This window comes from Leptolyngbya sp. FACHB-36, assembly GCF_014695955.1.
Lineage (GTDB): Bacteria > Cyanobacteriota > Cyanobacteriia > Leptolyngbyales > Leptolyngbyaceae > FACHB-36.
In genome coordinates, this window is the sequence record NZ_JACJPG010000439.1 from 1 (window position 1) to 6,393 (window position 6,393).

7 protein-coding genes are annotated in these 6,393 nt (G+C 50.9%); 1 reads left to right on the forward strand and 6 read right to left on the reverse strand.

The window, feature by feature from the left end; translation table 11 throughout:
* On the forward strand, positions 1–177 hold a 177-nt coding region (locus tag H6F43_RS22240), incomplete at its 5' end, for a replication restart DNA helicase PriA (protein WP_190343076.1).
* Positions 178–259: 82 nt separating this feature from the next.
* On the opposite strand, the gene rlmN is transcribed toward H6F43_RS22240, so the two are convergent.
* The 6 genes from rlmN to H6F43_RS12495 form a co-directional block, all read right to left on the reverse strand.
* Positions 260–1,318, reverse strand: coding sequence for a 23S rRNA (adenine(2503)-C(2))-methyltransferase RlmN (gene rlmN, locus H6F43_RS12470; protein ID WP_190343077.1), 1,059 nt, complete (start codon positions 1,316–1,318; stop codon positions 260–262).
* A gap of 280 nt (positions 1,319–1,598) precedes the next feature.
* Positions 1,599–2,495 (reverse strand): pirin family protein, encoded by an 897-nt coding sequence (locus H6F43_RS12475; RefSeq protein ID WP_190343078.1) that lies wholly within the window; start codon positions 2,493–2,495, stop codon positions 1,599–1,601.
* 41 nt (positions 2,496–2,536) lie between these two features.
* Positions 2,537–4,165, reverse strand: coding sequence for a ribosomal protection-like ABC-F family protein (gene abc-f, locus H6F43_RS12480; protein ID WP_190343079.1), 1,629 nt, complete (start codon positions 4,163–4,165; stop codon positions 2,537–2,539).
* A 257-nt stretch (positions 4,166–4,422) separates the two neighbouring features.
* On the reverse strand, positions 4,423–4,953 hold the full coding sequence (locus H6F43_RS12485) for a DUF1349 domain-containing protein (RefSeq protein WP_190343080.1): 531 nt from the start codon (positions 4,951–4,953) through the stop codon (positions 4,423–4,425).
* A gap of 16 nt (positions 4,954–4,969) precedes the next feature.
* A complete protein-coding gene (locus tag H6F43_RS12490; RefSeq protein WP_190343081.1) occupies positions 4,970–5,953 on the reverse strand; it encodes a pentapeptide repeat-containing protein in 984 nt (327 codons plus the stop codon).
* Positions 5,954–6,028: 75 nt separating this feature from the next.
* Positions 6,029–6,393: universal stress protein (locus H6F43_RS12495; RefSeq protein ID WP_190343082.1), on the reverse strand; the 365-nt coding region annotated here is incomplete at its 5' end.

Below are 6,393 nucleotides of genomic sequence, written 5' to 3' on the forward strand. Positions count from 1 at the left end.
ACTGTTACTGAAATCCGCTGCCCAAACTGCGGTAGCCCTGCTGAACGCCATCAGCTTGAACTCGAACATCTCACTCGGACGCAGTGCGCAACGTGCGACTACTTGATGATTACCTGTTCGCAAACGGGCAGGGTAATTGAAGCCTACGCACCAGGCATCTACGCCGATCGCTGGTAAGAAAGCGGCTTTAAGCAGCCAATAGCTAACAGCTATTGGCTGCTTAAAATGAGGAGAATAATCTCATTTTTAGTGCGTGGCGTTAGTGCGCGGCAGGTTGAAGACCAGAAGCGCGGAGTTGCCCACAGGCGGCATCAGCCGCAAGACCGCGAGAGCGTCGAACACTCACTGCAATGTGTTCAGCCTTAAGCGCTGCCACAAACGCCTGAATCTGTCGCGGACTAGGGCGCTTGTAGTCTACTTCCTGAATCGGATTGTAAGGAATTAGATTGACATGGCTCTGGAAGCCGCGCAGGTGGTTTGCAAGCTCGATCGCGTGTTCGGGTTGGTCGTTTAGCCCCGCCAAAACGATGTATTCAAACGTTACTCGTCTTCCGGTTAGGCGCACGTAGTCCCGACATTCTTCTAGCAGTGCTTCCAGTGGATACTGCTGCGCACTAGGAATGAGCTGCTCTCGCACGTACTGATTCGAGGCGTGTAAGCTCACCGCCAGCGTTGCCTGAAGCTGCTGCTCTGCCAGTCGGCGAATTCGTCCAGGAATTCCAACCGTCGAAATGGTGATCAGGCGCTGCCCAATGCCAACATCTTGATTCAGGCATCTCACGGCTGACAAGACGTGATCGGTATTCAGCAGGGGTTCCCCCATGCCCATAAAGACAATGTTGCTGACCCGCTGTCCAAAATCCTCTTGCACCGTCAACACCTGATCCACAATCTCATGCGTTTTCAGGTTGCGGATGAAGCCGCCTTTGCCTGTGGCGCAGAAGTCGCACGCCATCGGACAGCCGACTTGCGAGGACACACAGACGGTCAGGCGATTCTCGGTTGGAATGCCCACCGTTTCAATAATCTGTCCATCACTGAGGCGCAGGAGGTACTTGACCGTACCATCGGGTGCAGGCGATCGATAATGCAGCGTTGATCGTCCAATTTCAACCCCTGCAAGCTCACTCCGCCACTGCTTTGGAAAAACGGAGATGTCTAGGAGCGATCGGGCACCTTTCTGGTAAATCCACTCGTGTAGCTGTTTACCGCGATAGGAGGGTTGGTCCTGCTGCTGAACCCACTCAGTCAGTTTCGCTAAAGATTGACCTAGCAGTGGCGTGGAACGAATGGTTTCTGTGGAAGTGAGTAACGTCATGGCGTTGGCGCAGCCTCTCATAGGGAGAGTCGTGCTTTTTACAATTTTTTGTTTAAGCGCTGATAAGTAACCTTTACTCTGATGCGAATGCTTTTTTTAACAAGTTAACTGTTGGGCTGCAATAAGCGCGTCAATCAACAATAGGGAGCGTTTGACGGTCTCCTGGAAAGCACATTAAGCAGTGGTACTCTGTCAGCATCAAGCGAGTGAATCAGGGTTCATCCTAGCATGACCAGCAGTTGCCCTGTGGAACGATCAAGTCAACCAGCAAATGAAATTCCTAGAGCGGCTGTTCTGGTTTAGGGGGTGTTTCCTCTGGTAGCGGAATGAATTCTGTTTCTTGAGGAACCTGACCAAACCGTCCCTCTTTCCAGTCCTGTTTTGCTTGCTCAATTCGATCGAGCCGACTGGAAACAAAATTCCACCACTTGTAGCGCTTACCCACAGGTTCGCCGCCAACTACGATGCAGCGAGCTTCGCGATCGCAGGAAAGGGTTACTGATGCACCCGCCGCTAAAACCGCTAGTCGATGCTGTTCCAGAGGGACATGATTAATTTGAAGTCCTTCAGTCACGCTGTACACGGCTTGCTCGGCGTAATTAGCAGGCAGACTCAGCTGCGCTCCTGGAGCCAGTTTCACATCTAAATAAATCATGGGTGAAAACGTTTGCACTGGAGACGTGCGACCATACGCTTCGCCTGCAATTAGCGTAATCGATACACCTGCCTCTTCCCAAGCAGGCAAATCGGCTGCTGGATGATGCCGGAACCAAGGATCTGTTTCTTCATGCTCATCGGGAAGCGTTACCCACGTTTGAATCCCGTGAAGTGTTGCTTCCTTGGCTCGATCGTCGTCAGGAGTGCGTTCTGAGTGGACAATTCCTCGTCCTGCAGTCATCCAGTTTACGGCACCTGGACGAATTTCCTGAACGCTATTCACGCTATCGCGATGCAGTAAAACGCCTTCAAACAAATAAGTAACCGTTGCTAAATTAATGTGCGGATGCGGTCTAACATCAACGCCTTTACCGGGCGGAAACACTGCAGGACCCAAATGATCAAAAAAGATAAATGGACCAACCAGCGCGAGTTCGTCCGAGGGAAGAAGCCGACGAGCTTGGAACCCCCCTAAGTCCTGAACATGTGGCTCAATGAGCTGCTGAATGCTATCCGTCATAGTGTTGAAGGGATGATTTATGCGGCTGTTCTAAAGATAGTCTAAACCGGAAAGGCGACCGCATCATGTAAATCGCTAAGCAATTCCTGATAGTACTGTTCGGGCTCAGTTGGTAGAAATGTTGATCGTTGCAGACTGCGATCGACTACTTTGAAAGCTTGCGTGATGTTTACTCGGCTAAGAAAATCCAAATCGTGGGAAATTACGATTAAAGCACTCTGGTACTCATTCACGGCGTCTACCATTTGATCAACCGTTGGGATATCTAAGTTGTTCGTTGGCTCATCTAGAATTAGCAAATCAATTTCAGAAACACTAATCATCGCTAGCGCTAATCGCGCAAGTTCCCCACCGCTCAATACCGCTGCTGTCTTGTTAATGTCGGTATTAAAAAAGAGAAAATGACCAAGCTGCTGGCGAACCCATTGATACTCCAAGCTTGGATTCGCGGCTTGCATATTCTCCAGCACAGTGAGGTCCTGATTAATCAATTCATAGGTTTGGTCCAGGTACACAGCGCTCATGCTTGGCGAACAAAAGACTTCTCCATTCAAAACAGTTTCATTGGATCGATCGAGAATTGCTTTGACAAGGCTAGACTTGCCAGAGCCATTAGCTCCGGAAATTGCCACTCGATCGCCCGTTGCTACATGCAACTGTATGTTTTGGATCAATTGCTGATTCTCTACCCAAAGATTAGCTTCCTGAAGTTCAATCAGATTTTTATGTTTATAGCTCCGCTCCTCCAATTGAATCGTTGTTGCTTTGTTCGTCCTTACTTTTGTTGCCGCCATTTTTTGGGTCGCTTTTGCGATCGCTGCTTCATGGTCTTGCTTCCGTTTTGCGGCGGTTACTTCGGCTTTTCGCTTTAAGGCTCCGGCTGCCACCTTATCAACGCTGCCATCCAGAAATTTTTGACGACCTGTTCTACGAGATTGAGCAACTCGTTTCTGTTCCTGCGCGAAAGCAGCTTGCGCCCGTTTGAGCTGCTGTTTAGCGGTTTCGTGCGATCGCCGTTTAGCTTCCAATTCCGCGTACTTCTGCTCCCGATACAGCGAGAAATTTCCGCCATACACGCTCAATCCATTAAAGGATAGCTCCCAGGTTGTATTGGCTACTTGGTCAATAAAGAATGGCTTGTGAGAAACAATCACAAACGCACCGTTGAACTGTTGAAGAAACTGTCGCAATTTCTCTAGCGCCAGATAATCTAGGTGGTTTGTTGGTTCATCGAGCAGTAGAACAGTGGGTTCTTGAGCTAGCCCGATCGCCAGAAATAGTTTTGTCAGCTCACCACCGCTTAGATGAGCGATCGACAAAGACAAATCTAGACTTGTACTAAACTGGGTTTCCAGAAGGCTAGTAATTGTCCACCATTCATCTGAAATTTCACTCAAAAAGTTCAACACCGTACTGTGTTTAATGTGCTGGCGAATTGTGCTGATTTGAGGCAGGTAGTAAACAGACTCGTTTCGCTGCACATAGCCAGCAGAAGGAGCAATGTTTCCCGCCAAAATTTGTAACAGGGTTGATTTTCCAACCCCGTTTGCACCAACTAGAGCAACGCGATCGCCCGCAAACAGGCTCGCTTGCACGTCTTGAAAGAGCGTGCGCTCAGGCGGTCGTTCACAGGTCAAGCCATCAGCCAACAAATAAGGCTGTTGTGGCATAATGACCTCCTCCAACTTATTAAATGAGTGAAATGCTATGACATGGGTCGCTGACCATTGATCCGGTTGAGAAAAATGGCACTGAACCTGCAAGAAGGTGTAAATTAGCCGAGTTGAAGCGTCATCAGGCTCATGTCTGTTTTGAAGGGCTAAACAGGTACGTACTACAGAATAAACTACATTCAGAAACTCGGCAACTCCAGACAATACTTTTAGGAGTTACGCAATTGAGCCTTTTTCGCCTCTCTAGGTTAGGGCTAAGTGATTTTGAATCCTTCAAAGGTAATCTGACAACCCTCTCCCTGCGGTGAAGCTGCCATTAATCCAACTTGCAGTGCCGCAGCAGATGTCAAGTAAGCTAGCCGCAACAGCTGGTGCTGATGACCATCTAGGGAGTAGTGCACCTCGATCGCCTCTGCCCGACGCTGGACTCGCAGCCAGAGCGATGTTGGAGGCTGTGAAAGCGGCACAACTGACCAATCAGAAAACTCTCGCGTGACGACGGCACTAACGTTCTGAACATCCTCCACGTACTCAATTCCGCACTTGAGCCAGGTTAATTCGTTCTCCCGAACCATTAGCCCTGCTTGGTCATAAAGCACCTGATACTGCCCAGTAATTTTGACTTCAGCCGTAAAATCGCCAGTCACGGTCTGATAGTAGAAATGACCGTTATCGCGAATAAATCCATAGTGCGTCTTGCGCCAGAAGTCCGTCTTCGCACCTGTCGTTACACGAATACCATCAGCCTGCTCTTGCCATGCGGGAGGTTTGTTATACCATTGCATTACCGACCTGCCTGCCCTAGGTATGAATGCTGCCATCGGGGAGGATAGCACCTGAAAGTTTGGCTCCAGTGAGTTTGACCATGACGCGATCGCTCGATCCAATCTTCGCGCCGCTGAGGTTCGCACCGCTAAGGTCGGCACCGCTGAGGTCAGCACCAATCAGGTTCGTCTCCCTCAAATCTGCCTGCCGCAGATCGGCTTCGAGCAGGTTTGCCCGGAACAGGTTTGCCCGCTGCAGGTTTGCTCCATTCAGATTAATCCGATGCAGAAACGCATCGCTGAGATTGGCGTTGCTGAGATTCGCACGACTGAGGTTGCGCCTCGACAGATCCTTTTCCTTCAGGTCTGCTCCGCTCAGATCAACACCGCTCATGTCAGGGTCTTGTCGCGTTGAATGAGAAGCAGCGTGGGAATGCGAGCTAGACGCGGCGTGCCCATTTGAGGCGGCTTGGCGGTTAGTGGCGTGCTGCTGCGCCGACGAATAGTGCGCCGACGATTGATGAGACGACGCGGTTGGAGAGGTCGATCGCCCTTGAGTAGTGGAAGACGGCTGCGTGGAATGATTGCGAGGCTGACTAGTAGACCCAGCGTTAGCAGACGACTGCGCTGAATTGGAGCGAGACTGCGACTGCGAGGCATTCGAGGACTGCGAGGCATTCGAGGATGGCTGTGTCGGCTGAGCGCGAGACTGTGCCTGATTAGACGCCGTGTAGCTGTCGTGCGGACGGGGGTAGGGACGGTAGTAATAGTTGCGAGATGCGCTGCTGGGTTGAGTAGACTGCGTTTTCGCTTTCTCCCGATGCGCCCGCAAGCGATCGCGGGCATCGTTCAGCTCTTTCAATTTGTCCTGCGCTTTTTGCACCAGGCGAGGATTATCCTGTGGAATCCGATCCGGATGCCAAATAAACACCAAGTCCTTATATGCCTGGTTCACCTCCTCTAGAGATGCGCCAGACTTCAGTTCCAGGACTCGATAGCACCAATCCAAATCACTGCTCATTGAGACCACGATACACCAATTTTTTCAGGGTGAGGGGTGGAGACAGAGTTTCTTCAGCATCGCCACCCCCTTTCTCTACCCTATGGTTCGCGCCAGCAGTACGGGACAGTTTGCATAGACACGTACATAGTCAGACAGCGAGGTTCCCAGCAGGCGATCGAGGTCTGGCAGTCCTTTGGCGATCGACGGGCGACGATCGGGCGACCCTAACATCAGCAAATCGACGTTTGATTCTTCCGCCAGCCGACAAATCTCTTCGCCAGGCTTACCCACGCTTGCGATGCAGCGGTAGTTAATGCCTAGTCTTTTCGCCTCGGCAACAGCCGGAGCAAGAACAGGATCACGATCAATGTCAGCACCCGTTGGCGCTTTGGCTTTGCCGCTCATATCGGGATCGACGTGCACCAGAATCAACTGTCCGCCTTTGATGTCTCGCAGCA